Annotated in this window: 1 protein-coding gene; it reads left to right on the plus strand. The window is 47.0% G+C overall.

Translation table 11 applies throughout. From position 1 onward, the window contains the following. Positions 1-102: 102 nt before the first annotated feature. On the plus strand, positions 103-692 hold a 590-nt coding region (locus N1032_RS25545), incomplete at its 3' end, for a hypothetical protein (RefSeq protein WP_259543403.1).

The following is a 692-nucleotide window of genomic DNA, read 5'->3' on the forward strand; positions in this document are numbered from 1 at the left end:
TCAAAAGGTGTTTTTAGTATCGTTTATACCTTAACAGTAAACGAACCAATGTGGTGGAGGGGGCAACTCTCCACCCTTCCTACATATTAAAGGTAACATATAATGACTACCGAAGTCTTTGAAGAAGTTCATATTACCGGTGAGAACATTGCTACTAATGATTTCATCGACCTGGACGATTACTATGCGAACCGCAATGTAAACCGTCGTATGACGAAAGCTCACATGAAAGGTGATATCACCAGTAATGCCCAACGTGTAGTGGCTATCGTTGAACTGACCGAAACCGTTGGCGGAGAGCATAAGGTCTCCCGCTTCAAAATCGATGGCCACAGCCGTACTGCGGCGTGGAAGCGTGGACAGCTTCAAAAGCCGAGCACTCTGTTTGCAGTTGTTTATCACTGCACTGACATGGCTCAGGTTCACAAACTCTACAAAGCGTATTGCAGTAAGTTGACCTCCGAAACTGCTGCGGAAGAAGGGTTCCATGCTCGTAAGCGTGTTGACTGGAATCCAACTTCCCGTCTCTGCAACTCTAGCTGGACTTCTGCTTTCAAAATGCTGGGCGGAAAAGAGTACATTGACTCGCTTGAGAAATACCTGCCTCAACTGGAAATCATTGATAGCTGGGGAATCGAAGTTCTCAAAAGCCGTCTGTTTGGCGTAGGTACCCGTGCCGCTATGCTGTCCAC

It is taken from the genome of Herbiconiux daphne (assembly GCF_024979295.1).
GTDB lineage: Bacteria > Actinomycetota > Actinomycetes > Actinomycetales > Microbacteriaceae > Herbiconiux > Herbiconiux daphnes.